At 64.7% G+C, this 13,083-nt stretch carries 10 protein-coding genes; 5 read left to right on the top strand and 5 right to left on the bottom strand.

The genetic code is table 11. The annotated features are described in order from the left end of the window. Positions 1-22: 22 nt before the first annotated feature. The 4 genes from C8C95_RS11825 to C8C95_RS11810 all read right to left on the bottom strand — a co-directional run bounded on the left by C8C95_RS11825 (position 23) and on the right by C8C95_RS11810 (position 5,643). Positions 23-1,432: a NarK family nitrate/nitrite MFS transporter gene (locus C8C95_RS11825; protein ID WP_056745778.1), complete on the bottom strand. Its 1,410-nt coding sequence runs from the start codon at positions 1,430-1,432 to the stop codon at positions 23-25. 20 nt (positions 1,433-1,452) lie between these two features. Beyond that, positions 1,453-2,745, bottom strand: coding sequence for a nitrate/nitrite transporter (locus C8C95_RS11820; RefSeq protein ID WP_116748705.1), 1,293 nt, complete (start codon positions 2,743-2,745; stop codon positions 1,453-1,455). Between the two features lie 205 nt (positions 2,746-2,950). After that, the gene (locus C8C95_RS11815) at positions 2,951-3,700 is read right to left on the bottom strand and encodes a response regulator (RefSeq protein ID WP_116748704.1); all 750 of its coding nucleotides are present in this window, start codon (positions 3,698-3,700) and stop codon (positions 2,951-2,953) included. Continuing rightward, complete coding sequence (locus tag C8C95_RS11810; protein ID WP_243415683.1) at positions 3,697-5,643, bottom strand: type IV pili methyl-accepting chemotaxis transducer N-terminal domain-containing protein; 1,947 nt, start codon at positions 5,641-5,643, stop codon at positions 3,697-3,699. Before C8C95_RS11810 ends, C8C95_RS11815 begins: the two co-directional genes overlap by 4 nt. A gap of 71 nt (positions 5,644-5,714) precedes the next feature. Here C8C95_RS11810 and C8C95_RS11805 point away from each other — a divergent pair, with 71 nt between their 5' ends. Next, positions 5,715-6,581 (top strand): ChaN family lipoprotein, encoded by an 867-nt coding sequence (locus C8C95_RS11805; protein WP_116748703.1) that lies wholly within the window; start codon positions 5,715-5,717, stop codon positions 6,579-6,581. A 26-nt stretch (positions 6,582-6,607) separates the two neighbouring features. Here the strand turns inward: C8C95_RS11805 and C8C95_RS11800 are convergent, their stop codons facing one another. Further along, positions 6,608-8,929, bottom strand: a complete 2,322-nt coding sequence (locus C8C95_RS11800; protein WP_165836537.1) for a bifunctional diguanylate cyclase/phosphodiesterase — start codon at positions 8,927-8,929, stop codon at positions 6,608-6,610. A gap of 72 nt (positions 8,930-9,001) precedes the next feature. Here C8C95_RS11800 and purU point away from each other — a divergent pair, with 72 nt between their 5' ends. The 4 genes from purU to C8C95_RS11780 all read left to right on the top strand — a co-directional run bounded on the left by purU (position 9,002) and on the right by C8C95_RS11780 (position 12,903). Continuing rightward, on the top strand, positions 9,002-9,850 hold the full coding sequence (purU, locus tag C8C95_RS11795) for a formyltetrahydrofolate deformylase (RefSeq protein WP_116748702.1): 849 nt from the start codon (positions 9,002-9,004) through the stop codon (positions 9,848-9,850). A 63-nt stretch (positions 9,851-9,913) separates the two neighbouring features. Then, positions 9,914-11,206 (top strand): DNA cytosine methyltransferase, encoded by a 1,293-nt coding sequence (locus tag C8C95_RS11790; RefSeq protein ID WP_116748701.1) that lies wholly within the window; start codon positions 9,914-9,916, stop codon positions 11,204-11,206. Further along, positions 11,199-12,026, top strand: a complete 828-nt coding sequence (locus tag C8C95_RS11785; protein WP_116748700.1) for an endonuclease — start codon at positions 11,199-11,201, stop codon at positions 12,024-12,026. Before C8C95_RS11790 ends, C8C95_RS11785 begins: the two co-directional genes overlap by 8 nt. Further along, entirely contained in the window at positions 12,004-12,903 is a 900-nt protein-coding gene (locus C8C95_RS11780) for a LysR substrate-binding domain-containing protein (protein ID WP_243415682.1), read from the top strand. The genes C8C95_RS11785 and C8C95_RS11780 overlap by 23 nt, the downstream gene beginning before the upstream one ends. The last annotated feature ends 180 nt before the right edge of the window (positions 12,904-13,083 follow it).

The raw sequence follows: 13,083 nt of genomic DNA, 5'->3' as shown, positions 1-13,083 counted from the left end.
GTTCTGTTCTGTTCAGGGGTCATCAGCAAGGCATGGCGGCGTTCTTGCGCGCGTAGTGCCACCAGGTGATCACGATGCAAACGAGGTAGAAGGCGAAGAACGTCCACAGCGCGGCATGGGGGCTGCCGGTCAGCGCAATGGAGCTGCCATAGCTCTTGGGAATGAAGAACCCGCCGTAGGCCGCCATGGCGGCCGTGAAGCCCAGCGTGGCGGCGCCCAGGGTGTTGCCTTCCTTGTTGGCCTGGGCCACGGCTGCAGTGTTGCGGGGGTCCACACCGCGCATGGCTTCGGTCAGGAAGATCACGGGGATCATGCGGAAGGTGGAGCCATTGCCGATGCCGGTGGTGAGGAACAGCACCAGGAAGCACACGAAGAAGCCTGCAAACTGACCTTCATTGCCTGCGGATGGCAGAAACACCGTGACGCCCACCACGGCAATCGCCATGACGATGAAGTTCCACAGCGTGACGCGCGCGCCGCCGAGCTTGTCGGCCAGCCACCCGCCAAACGGCCGGACCACCGCGCCCACCAGCGGCCCCAGCCAGGCGTAGGCCAGGGGGTTGATGTTAGGAAACTGGCTCTTGATGAGCAGCGGGAAGCCTGCGGCATAACCGATGAACGACCCGAAGGTGCCGAGGTACAGCACACACATCAGCCAGTTGTGCTTGCGCTTGAAGATGGCGGCCTGCGCAGCGAACGACGCACGCGCATCGGCAATGTCGTTCATGCCAAACCAGGCGGCCAGCGCCGTCAGCGCAATCCATGGCACCCAGATGAAGGCGGCGTTCTGCGTCCACACCTGCGCGGTCTGGCCGTTCTTCACAATGGTCTGTGCATCGCCACCAAAGACCCCAAAGATACCGGCCGTCACGACCAGAGGGCTGAGGAACTGCACCACCGACACGCCCAGGTTACCGAGGCCCGCATTCACACCCAGCGCGGAGCCCTTGCGCTCCTTCGGAAAGAAGAAGCTGATGTTGGCCATGCTGGAGCTGAAGTTGCCGCCGCCCAGGCCACACAGCAGCGCGAGAATGAGCATGGTGGGGTAGGCCGTGGTGTTGTCCTGCACCGCAAAGCCGATGCCGATGGCCGGGATCAGCAGCGAGGCGGTGGAGATCGCCGTCCAGCGGCGGCCACCGACCAGCGGCACCATGAACGAGTAGAAGATGCGCAGCGTGGCGCCCGAGAGCGCGGGTGCCGCCGCCAGCCAGAACAGCTGGTTGGTCGAATACTTGAAGCCCAGGCCCGGCAGGCTCACGGCGACCACGCTCCAGACCTGCCAGATGGCAAAGGCCAGGAACAGCGCGGGCACCGAGATCCACAGGTTGAGCTTGGCGATGGCTTCGCCTTCGCGCTCCCAGAACGATTTGTCCTCCGGGGCCCAGAGGGTGAGCAGACGCCCCTGGCGCCCGCTGGTGGTGGTGGCAGACATGGTGAGTTTTCCTTGAAAGATCAACGGGTGGCAGGTTGCGCAACAGCGCCCTGCGAACCCATGAGACGGGTGTTGCGCACTTCGGTGAAGTACATCCAGATGAGCGAGACCCACACCACGCCGTACATCAGCATGAAAGCGCTGGAGCGGATGCCGGTAAGGTCCATCAGCGCACCGAACAGGATCGGCAGCACGAACCCGCCCAGGCCGCCAGCCAGACCCACGATGCCGCTGATGGCGCCGATGTTGTGGGGGTAGTCGTCGCTGATGTACTTGAAGACACTGGCCTTGCCGAAGGCCCAGCAAATGCCCAGCAGAAACATGAGACCGGTGAACAGGTACACGTTCAGGCCGATGTGGAAGGTCTTGGGGCCGTTGACGGTGACGATGGTGAAATCGGTCTGGGGGTAGCTCAGCAGGAACAGGCAGATCCAGCTCACCCACATCACCCACCAGGTCACGCTGTGGGCGCCGTACTTGTCGGACAGCATGCCTCCAATGGCGCGCAGCACACCACCGGGCAGCGAGAAGCACGCGGCCAGCAGCGCCGCCACGCGGATATCCAGGCCAAACTCGCCCACGTAGTACTGCACCATCCACAGCGACAGCGCCACGTAGCCGCCAAACACGATGCTGTAGTACTGGCAGTACTTGAGGACCTTGGGATCCTTGAGCGCCTTGAGTTGGTCGGTGAACTTGACGTTGCTGGGCACCAGGTGGGCCGGGTCGCTGTAGCTGAACAACCAGAACAGCACCAGCGTGCCGAGCATGATGGCCGCATACACCTGCGGCACCATGGTCCAGCCGAAGGCCACCAGCAGCACTGGCGCCACGAACTTGTTCACGGCTGCACCCGAGTTGCCCGCGCCATACACACCCATGGCCGTGCCCTGGCGATGCTTGGGGAACCAGCGCGCCACATAGGGCGTGCCCACTGAGAACGAGCCCCCCGCCAAGCCCACGAACAGGCCGATCGTCAGGAAGTGCCAGTACTCCGTGGCATAGCTCATGAGCCAGATGGCAGGCACGGTGGTGGCCATGACGGCCGCCATCACGATGCGGCCACCGAACTTGTCGGTCCAGATCCCCAGGGGCACCCGCACCAGCGAGCCCGTGAGCACGGGCATGGACATCAGCAGCCCGAACTGCGTGGAGTTCAGGTTCAGCATCTTCTTGATGGGGATGCCGATGACGCCAAACATCATCCACACCATGAAGCAGACCGTGAAGGCGAAGGTGCTGACGATCAGCACCGACCAAGCTTGGCGAGTGCGCTGCGGGCTGTCGCCCGGGGGCAGGGTTGCGTTGGCCATTGCGCGATTCCTCTCTTTTTGCATGAGAGGAATGGTCGCGTTTGTGGCGGCCTTTGCACATCCTTCACTAGAGGGTGTGCGGCGCGGCAGAGGGACTAGTTACCCTGGGCGGAGCATCGTCCGAAAGAACTATGGCGCAAGCGTTGTGGGTAGTAGCACCCGCTCCACACCAGCCCGACACGCCCGGAGCGTGCGTGGGCCAGCGCTATTCCGCGCGCTGCCGGTCCGAGGCGTACACCGCTGCCTGAACGCGCGAACTCAGGCCCAGCTTGCGCAGGATGTGCTGCACGTGGATCTTCACCGTGGTCTCGGCGATGTCGAGCGTGCGCGCGATCTCCTTGTTGCTGGCACCGCGTGCAATCTCGCGCAGCACGTCTTCCTCTCGCGGTGACAGGGGTGTGAAGCCGCTGGAGGCGCCTGCGGCGACCGCAGCGGCATCGGCGGGTATGGACGCGACGGGCGCTATCTCGGGCGCACCCTGCGACTGGAACGCCGCCACCAGCTTGCCCATCAGCTCAGGGCTAACCACGGGCTCGCCCCGGGCGGCACGGCGAATGGCCTGGGCCAACAGGTCGCCGTCGATGGTCTTGAGCAGGTAGCCCTGCGCGCCGTTGCGCAGCGCGGTGGCCAGGTCTTGCGCGTCCTCGCTCACGGTGAGCATGAGCACGCGCGAGGCGGGCGAGACTTCGCGCAGGCCTTGGATGGCATCCACGCCCATCACCCCGGGCAGGTGGTTGTCGAGCAGGATCACCTGCGGCTGCAGCTGGGGCGCAAGCCGCAGGGCCTGCGCGGCATCCCCCGCCTCGCCCACCACGGACAGGCCCTCATACTGGCTCAGCAGCGCGATCAGCCCGCGACGGAACAGCGTGTGGTCGTCCACCACCAGCAGCGTGACCGGCGTTGTCGTCGGCGCTGACGCGGGGGTTGGGGCAACGGGCGATACGGAGGTCGTCATGGCATGGTGGCTTGTTGGGGGGATACGGCGTATATCGAACCCGCTGAATGGGTGGATGCGGCGGGCTGGTGAGGCGGCGTGGGTGCGACCGAGGGAAGCTCGATGCACACGCGGGTGCCCTGCCCCGGAGCGGACTCCACCTGGACCACCGCGCCAATGCGCTGGGCCCGCTCGCGCATGATGCCCAGGCCTACATGCAGCGAGTCCGGTGGCACGGAGGCCACCTCAAAGCCAGTGCCGTTGTCCTGCACCTCAAAGCGCCAGCGTGGATGGCGGTGTACCAGCACATCCACCCGCGTGGCGCCCGAATGTTTGCGCACGTTCGACAAGGCCTCCTGCACCATGTGCAGCACCTGGATCTGCACGTCCTGCGCCAGCGGCAAGCCGTGGCCCACCATGCCCAGCGTGGTGGCCATGCCGGTCTGGTGCTCAAACTTGGACAAGGTGGCGCGCAGCGCTGACTCGATGTCTTCCTCGCTGGTGCGGGTGCGGAAGTGCACCAGCAGCTCGCGCACATCGGAATAACACTCGCGCACCCCCACATCCAGCTCGCCGATGCTGCGGTCGCGCTTGGCCTCATCGCCGCGCGCCACGGCATCGCGCAGCAGCTGGGTCTGGATCTTGAGGAAGGCCAGCGACTGGGCAATGGAGTCGTGCAGCTCCCGGGCCAGCAGGCTGCGCTCCTCGGCCACCGCCGCCTCGCGCTCCAGCGCGGTGGCACGCAGGCCCTCCATGGCACTGGCCAGGTGGCGCGTCATGGCTTCGAGCAGGTCGCGCAGTTCATCGGTCAGCTCCACCGGCGAGCGGAAGAACAGATCCACCTCGCCCAGCAGGCGCTGCAGCATCTGCACCGGGATGGTGACCATGGTCTGGAACCCCGCCTCGCGGCAATGGGGCAACGCAACGGTGGTGGACGGTGTGATGGGAATGACCCGCGTGCGCGCCTGGGCCTGCGGCTGGCCACACAGGCAGGTGCCCGTGTGCAGGCAGTGCTCGCCTTCGGCCATGGTGTTCGGCAGGCCGTCGCCCGCCAGCAGCACATAGCGTTCGTTGGCCTCATTGGACCAGCGCACGGCGGCTGCGTCGGCCCCCGCCACGCGGCGGATCTGCTGCACAAAACCCTGGGCCAGCAGCTCCAGGCTGCCCGCCGTGCTGGCCAGCGCGCTCACCTCATACAACGCGGCCAGGCGCTGGTTCTGCACAGCGATGCTGGCGGTCTTTTCGCGCACCTTGTGCTCCAGCTCGTCGTGCGATGCCTGCAGTGCATGCGCCATGAGGTTGAAGCCCGCCGACAGCTGACCGAACTCGTCATCCGTATCCACCGGCAGCCGCGTGCCCAGCTCGCCCTGGCGCAGCCGGGCCTGGGCCTGCTGCAGACGTGCCACGGGATTGATGACCAGCAGATAGCTCACGGCCATGAAGGTGACGGCAGCCACGATGGCCAGCGCCATCATGAACAGCTGGAACAGGTGCAGCGCGGCAGTCCAGCCCGCGATCTGAATCTCGATGGCATCCACAAAACCATCGACCTGCTGCACAAAGGCATCGGCCTCCGCCAGGTTCCGGGCGCGGTCCGGGGGCGATGCGCTGACCCACCCGGTGCGGGCCTCGGTCCACCGGGTGCGGATGCCATCGAACCGCGTACGTGTCTCGTCGCTCCACGGCACAAACAGCGGGCGCGACGGATCGCCCGTGCGCAGCAACTCCAGGCTGGCGTCGAACTGGCGGGCGCGTTCTTGCACGGCCTCGGGTGGCTCGCTCTGCAGCACCAGCACCATGCGCAGCATGTTCATGCGCAGGCGGCCGGCCTCGTTGACCGCCGCTGCGCCGCCTTCGAGCTTCCAGGTCACCCACAGGGTCAGGCCGATGGAAGCGAGCGCCACCAACAAGAAGCCCGCGCCCATGGCAAGGAGTTTGGTGGAGAGCGTGGGACGGGAGCGCATGGCGCAGTGTAGGGAAGGGGCATCACCACAACCTTGACCTGGGTCAAGAGCGGCCCGCGTAGCATGGCGCCATGCAACGACTGCCCCTCCCTCTCCTGCGCACCTGGCTGGTGCTGGGAAGCGTCACCGTGGCGCTGGCTGGCTGCGCCTACGCCCCTGCCCCGGGCACGCCGCCCTCCCCCCTCTGGACCGACCGCTTGCAGAGCCTGCTGCCCGCCGATGTACTGCTGCTGGGCGAGCAGCACGATGCACCCGACCACCAGCGCCTGCAGCGCGAGGCCGTGGCGTGGCTGTCCTCGCGCGGGCAGCTGGCGGCCGTGGTGATGGAGACGGCCGAGCGGGGCCACAGCACCCGGGGCCTGCCGCGCGATGCCAGCGAAGCGCAGGCCCAGGCCGCCCTGCAATGGGACAACGCCGCCTGGCCATGGCAGGCCTATGGCCCGGTGGTGATGGCGGCCGTGGGCGCCGGCGTGCCCGTGCTGGGAGGCAACCTGCCCCGCGCCCGCATGCGGGCCGCCATGGCGGAGACCGCCTGGGACCGGCACTTGCCCGCCCCCGCGCTGGCGCAGCAATACCAGGCGCTGCGCGACGGCCACTGCGGGCTGCTGCCGGAGTCGCAAATTGCGCCCATGGCCCGCATCCAGATAGCCCGCGACGCCAGCATGGCCCGGACGGCCCAGGAGGCGTTGCGCTCCGGCCAGACGGTGCTGCTGGTGGCTGGCGGCGGCCATGTGCTGCGCCACCTGGGCGTGCCAACCCATTGGCCGGCAAATCTGGTGTCAAAAGTGGTGATAGCGCAGGTGGAAAATGCGCCAGCCGCTATCAAATCAGGTGCACAAGCAGATGCCGTGGTCCAGACCCCGGCGCTGCCCCCGCGTGATGTGTGCGCAGAGTTGCGCGAGCAGTGGCGCCCTGCGCCTCCCGGACAGAAGGTCTGAGCGCACTCAGGGCCTGTTCACCCTATTCAGCCCTGCGCGGCGGCAGCAGTCTCCGCTTGCGCGCGCAGCAGCGCCACAAAATCGTCGGCAGGTACAGGGCGGCTGCACAGGTAGCCCTGGTAGGCGTCGCAGCCCCGCTCGCGCAGAAAGGCCAGCTGGCCCTCGGTCTCCACCCCCTCGGCCAGCACCGACAGGCCCATGCTATGCCCCATGGCGATGATGGCGGCGCTGATGGCCATGTCGTCCTCGCTTTGCGGAATATCGCGGATGAATCCCTGGTCGATCTTGAGCACGTCGATGGGGAACCGCTTGAGCTGTGCGAGCGACGAATAGCCGGTGCCGAAGTCATCCACCGCGATGCGCACCCCCAGCTCGCGCAGGCGCACCAGCACCTGGCGGGCCTCTTCGGTGCGCTCGGCCAGGGCGCTTTCGGTGATCTCCAGCTCCAGCAGGGCCGCCGGAAACCCGCTGGCCTGCAGCGCGGCCGCCGTGCAACCGGCCAGGTCGGTCAGGTGGAACTGGCGCGGCGACACGTTCAGCGCCAGGGTCAGCGGTGGCAGCCCGGCATCGCGCCATTGCTGGCCCTGACGGCAGACCTCGCGCACCACCCATTCCCCCAGCGGGCCGATGACGCCCGAGGTCTCGGCCACGGGAATGAAGCGCGCGGGGGAGATCAGCCCCTCTTGCGGGTCGTTCCAGCGCACCAGGGCTTCGGCGCCCTGGATGCGACCGGTGGCAATGTCGATCTGGGGCTGGTAGTACATCTGCAGATGGCCCTGGGCCAGCGCCAGGCGCAGGCGCGACTCCAGCTCCAGCCGCTCGCGGGCCGCCTGGGTCATGGCCTCGTGGAAGAAGCACCACGCCCCCCGGCCGCGCGCCTTGGCGCCATAGACCGCCGCGTGGGCGCCCTGCAGCAGCAGCTCGGTGGTGCCGGCGTGCTCGGGGAACATGCAGATGCCCACGCTCACGCCCGCCACCACCTCCAGCCCGTCGGGCGAACGCCAGGGTTCGGCCACGGCGCGGATCAGGTGGCGCGCCACGGCGGCCGCACCGTCAGCATGGCGCAGGTTGCGCGCCACCACCGCCAGCTCGTCGCCCGCCATGCGCCCCAGCACATCCCCGGGCCGCAGGGCGGACTGCACCTGCCGCGCAATGTGCTTGAGCACCTCGTCGCCCGTGGCGTGACCATAGCTATCGTTCACATCCTTGAAGCGGTCCAGGTTGAGCAGCAGCACCGCAATGTGCTCGCCGCTGCCCTGGGCCTCCTGCACCGCCAGCTCCAGCTGGTGCCCGAACCAAGTACGGTTGGACAGGCCGGTGAGCGGGTCGTTGTGTGCCAGGTATTCCAGCTGCCGCTGCTGGGCCTTTTCTTCGGAGATGTCGGTGAACATGCACACGTAGTGCGTGATCTCACCCGCCGGGTCGCGCACGGCCGACAGCGACATGTGCTCCGGAAAGATTTCGCCGTTCTTGCGGCGGTTCCAGATCTCGCCCTGCCAGTACCCGGTTTCGGTCAGCGCCGACCACATCGCCTCATAAAAAGCCTTGTCGTGGCGGCCCGACTTGAAAACGCGCGGGGTCTTGCCCAGCAGCTCCTCTTCGGTATAGCCCAGCAGCCGGGTGAACGCCGCGTTGACCGACAGGATGCGGCTGTGGGCGTCGGTCACCACCACGCCCTCCATGGTGTTGTCCACCACCGTGGCCGCCAGGCGCTGGCGGGCCTCGCTGCGCTGCAGCGCCGCACGCGCGGCCTTGATCTCGTCGAGGTCCTGCACCACACACACCAGGTGCGCGGGCTCATCGCCCACTTCGGGCGCCAGTGTCACGGTGCACAGCACGGGCGCCCGGCGGCCGTTGTCCAGCCGCAGGCAGTGGCGCTCGCCCACATAGTGGTCGATCTCGCCAGCCAGCAGGCGCTCCAGTTGCGACGCCGCCCAGTCAGGGTCCTGGGCGATCATCACATCGCGAAAATTGAGGCCCAGCGTCTGCGCAGGCGTGGCCCCCAGCAGGTCGCACAGGCGGGCGTTGGCCCACAGAAAGCTGCCGTCCAGCGCCACCCGCGCAAACCCGGCCGGCGCATGGCGCACGATCTGCGTCAGCTCCTGCGCCATGGCCATGCGCACCTTCTCGGCGCGGCGCATGCGCCGCAGCAGCCACCAGGCCAGGCCGCTGGTCAGCGCCACATAGCCCCAGCCCTTCCAGGTCTGAAAACGGGTCAGCAGGGCCGGGTCGGTCACCCAGTGGGCCAGCAACACATCGCCCGCAAACACCCAGGCCACCCCCAGCACCAGGTACAGCAGCATGCCCCGCCAGGGGACCAGTGATGAGGCATAGCCCTCGTTGCCCATTGCGCTTCTTGCGCTCCTTGTTGATTTCACGGTTTCACGGCCTTTGGCCCTTGCTGCGACAATTGCACAGCTATGACCAACGCCTACATCCTTACCCTGTCCTGCCCCGACCGCCTGGGGCTGGTGCACGCCGTCTCCGGCTTTTTGCTGGAGCATGGCGGCAACATCGAAGAAGCCGCGCAGTACAACGACCACGCCACGGGCCTGTTCTTCATGCGGGTGCAGTTTGCCTGCGACCAGCACGACCACCCCACCCTCAAAGCGCGCCTGACCAGCTTTGCCGAGCCCTACAACATGCACTGGAGCCTGCACGCCACGGCAGCCCCCATGAAAACCGTGCTCATGGTCAGCAAGGAAGGCCACTGCCTCAACGACCTGCTGTTCCGCTGGAAGAGTGGCCTGCTGCCCATCGACATCCGCGCCATCATCAGCAACCACCGCGACTTCTACCAGCTGGCGGCCAGCTACAACGTGCCGTTTCATCACATCCCGATGACGGGCAGCACCAAGGCCCAGGCCGAAGCCAAACAGTTTGAGATTATCGAGGGCGAAGGGGCCGAGTTGGTGGTATTGGCCCGTTACATGCAGATACTTTCTCTTGACCTATGTCAAAAGTTGGCCGGTCGGGCAATCAATATCCACCACAGCTTCCTGCCCAGCTTCAAGGGCGCCAAGCCTTACTACCAGGCGCATGACCGGGGCGTGAAGCTGATCGGTGCCACGGCCCACTACGTGACGGCCGACCTGGACGAAGGTCCGATCATCGAACAGGACGTGGCCCGCGCCGACCACACCGACACCGTAGAAGACCTCACGGCCCGCGGCCGCGACACCGAAAGCCAGGTGCTGGCCCGCGCCGTGAAGTGGCACAGCGAGCACCGCGTGATCCTGAACGGCCACAAGACAGTTGTGTTCCGTTGAGACGCCGCCAAGCATACGAACATCAGTTCGCACGCCACATGTTCAATCAAGCAATAGCAACATATGCAACCCACTAAAGCTACTGCGCGCCCCATAGGCGTGGACCTCTTTGCTGGTGCAGGCGGTCTCTCGCTAGGGTTTGAGCAAGCGGGGTTTGACGTAGTGGCTGCGGTGGAAATTGATCCAATTCATTGCGCCACTCACGAATACAATTTTCCGCAATCAAAAGCAATCTGCGCTTCTGTTGTCGATTTGTCGGGAGCAGATATTCAACGCATCGCGGGCCTTGGCCACACCGATATTGACGTCGTTTTTGGTGGGGCCCCGTGTCAAGGATTTTCCATGATCGGAAAGCGCGCCTTGGATGACGCTCGGAATCAGTTGGTTTTTCACTATGTGCGCTTGGTTCGAGAGCTAAATCCCAAATACTTTGTATTCGAGAACGTCAAAGGTTTAACTCTCGGCAAGCATGCCCAGTTTCTCGAAGAGCTTGTAGATGCCCTCACTGCATCTGGGTACAAGGTACTGTTGCCTTACCAAGTGCTGAATGCAGCAGATTTCGGCGTTCCTCAGGACCGAAAGCGGCTCTTCCTAATCGGCGCCCGGGCTGATCAAGTGCTGCCAGGCTATCCAAAGGCGTCGTCCCACCGCACCACCGTGTGGGATGCGATCGGTGATCTGCCAAATGCCGATGACTTTGCCGAGTTGGAAGAAAGCGATGCAACAACCGCTAGATGGAGCACGCGATCAGCCTATGCAAGGCGTTTGCGATGCCTAGAGGCTGATGCAACCGATTTCAGCTATCCGCGCTTGTTTCGCAAAGAACTGCTGACAAGCAGCCTACGCACCAGTCATACCGAACGCTCTCAGGCACGATTCCTAGCGACGCCGCCAGGGGAGACGGAGCCAGTAAGCCGCTTCAAGAAGCTTCATCCCGACGGACTGTGCAATACCTTGCGCGCGGGTACCGACAGTGCTCGAGGTGCATTTACCTCTCCCCGGCCAATCCATCCAACATTGCCTCGCGTAATCACAGTGAGAGAAGCTGCGCGACTGCACTCATACCCAGACTGGTTTCGCTTTCATGCAACGAAGTGGCATGGTTTCAGGCAAATCGGCAACAGCGTTCCACCGCTCTTGGGACGCGCAGTTGCAACACAAATTATGAGCGCTCTCGGCCTAGTCCCTTGTATACCGAGTGCGCCTTTGCAGCTAGGGATGGATTCGCTGTTGAATTTTCAGATGCTTGATGCTTCACGCCACTTTGGTGTTGCAAGAAACGTCATTGCTCAGCGTAAGCGAAGCGCCACCAGTCGCGACGTCTACACACGAAGCATTGAAGAGACCTATGCCTAAGTCCCCAGCACAACCGCAACCGAGCAGTGTTTCTAGGAACCCCAATCGATACGCAGCCATCATCGAGCGTGTTTTTCAGAATCACTACGAACCTGGAATCGATTCGTTTGAATTCACCCGAGAAGAGCTTATTGCAGTCGCTGCAGAACTCGAGCTGCAATTACCGAAGAACGTCGGCGATTTGATTTATTCGTTTCGCTACAGAAACGAACTTCCGGGAAGAATTCTCGACTCAGCCAAGTCTGGTCTTGAATGGATCATTGAAGGAGCGGGTCGTGCAAGATACCGTTTTCGCCTATCGCAACGTAATCGCATCCTGCCTAGGGAAGACTTGCTAACGATCAAGATGCCGGACGCAACGCCGGAAATCATTGGGGCTTACGCGTTGGGCGACGAGCAGGCTCTATTGGCCAAGGTCCGCTACAACCGTCTCATAGATGTTTTTCTTGGTATTGCGGCCTACTCTCTTCAGAATCACCTGCGAACAACAGTCAAAGGTATAGGGCAAATCGAAATTGATGAGATCTATGTCGGGCTGGACAAGCACGGTCGGCAATTCGTAGTCCCAGTGCAAGCCAAAGGAGGGTCTGACAAGCACGGCGTCGTGCAAACTCAACAAGACATCGCACTATGTGCACAAGCCTTTCCCGGGTTGATTTGCAGACCCGTGTCAGCGCAGTTCATGACGGACGACCGTATTGCGATGTTCGAGCTAACGGTTGTCGACGGAAGTGTCAAAGTGATGGAAGAAAGACACTATCAATTGGTCAACGCACATGCCATTACCTCATCCGACCTTGAGCAGTACTCGCGAACGTAGAGCAAGCACGGCGGCTCGCATTCCGCCCATCCAGTGCCTGCTGACGTTCGAGGCCCTGGCCCGCCTGCGCAGCGTGACGCAGACGGCCGACGAGCTGTGCGTGACGCCCAGCGCCGTGAGCCACCGCGTCAAGCAGCTGGAGCAGATCCTGGGCGTGCGGCTGTTTGGCCGGGCCGATTTTTCGCTGACCACCGAGGGCAGCGCCTACCTGGCCCATGTGCGCGAGGGACTGGGTGCGCTGCAGCGGTTCCCCGGCCAGGCGGCCGCGCCAGGGCGCCGGCGGCTCAAGCTGGCAGTGACGCCCACGTTTGCGCGCACCATCCTCATCCCCCGCCTGCGCCAGTTCACCGAGGCGTACCCCGAGATCGACCTGGCGCTGCAGGTCTCCATCCCGCTGCTGGACGTGGTGGCCGAAGACGCCGACCTGATGGTGCGCTTTGGCCCTGGCCACTATGCCGACGTGGAGCATGTGGAGCTGGCGCGCGACGTGGTCACGCCCCTGGCCTCGCCCGCATTCGTGCGCGAGCACGGGCCCTTTGACCGCCCCGAAGACCTGGAGGGCGTGCCCCTGCTGCGCAGCCCGCTGGAGCCCTGGCGCACCTGGTTTGCTGCCACGGGTCTCGACTGGGCTGAGCCCAGCGAGGGCTCGCAGTTCAACGACATCGGCCTGATGTGCGACGGCGCTGCTGCCGGCATGGGCGTGGCGCTGGTACGCCTGAAGCTGGGCGCGCCCTGGCTGGAGAACGGCACACTGGTGCGCCTGTTTGACACGGACACCGCCAGCCCCCACGCGCACTACCTGTGCTGGCGCACGGGCACCATGGACCGGTGGGAATGCGCGGCGTTTGCCGAGTGGCTGCGCAAAACCATGGCGTAGTAGAGGTATCCCCCTGAGTCGCCTTGGGCGCCTTCCCCCTTCTCTCGGATGCGCCGGGAAGGGGGACGCAGCCCTTGCTGCGAGGCGGCCCTTGCTCGGCCGCCCCCCTCGCCCGAGCCGGTCCCGCCTCCATCAGGTTCAGGCAAATTTGCCTCCAACGCTTGCCCAAAAGGCGCTAGC

It is taken from the genome of Acidovorax sp. 99, from assembly GCF_003096455.1.
Classification (GTDB): domain Bacteria; phylum Pseudomonadota; class Gammaproteobacteria; order Burkholderiales; family Burkholderiaceae_C; genus Acidovorax; species Acidovorax delafieldii.
Note: the sequence above shows the minus strand (reverse complement) of the source record. Positions and strands in the feature narration are given on the sequence as shown.